The 220-nt window shown below is 59.5% G+C and carries 1 pseudogene; it reads left to right on the top strand.

Features of this window, described 5'->3' with window-relative positions:
* Positions 1-220 (top strand): annotated as a pseudogene (locus tag MJ643_RS31355) (carbohydrate ABC transporter permease); the annotation flags it as partial.

Below are 220 nucleotides of genomic sequence, written 5' to 3'. Positions count from 1 at the left end.
CATGAAGGATGGCTTCGGGCTCCTTCCGCGAGGATTCTCGCTCGAGGCCTACGAATACATCTTCCGCTACCCGCGGGCGATCCTCGGCTCCTACGCCGTCACGATCATCATGACGGTCGCCGGAACGGCCATCGGCCTGTTCATCATCGCGATGACCGGTTTCGCCATCCAGCGCCGCGACTTCGTCTACCGCAACTACATCTCGTTCTTCATCTACTTC

It is taken from the genome of Pseudomonas sp. PNPG3, assembly GCF_023093815.1.
In the GTDB taxonomy this organism is placed as follows: domain Bacteria; phylum Pseudomonadota; class Gammaproteobacteria; order Pseudomonadales; family Pseudomonadaceae; genus Aquipseudomonas; species Aquipseudomonas asiatica.
This window is presented reverse-complemented; position numbering and strand designations above follow the sequence as displayed.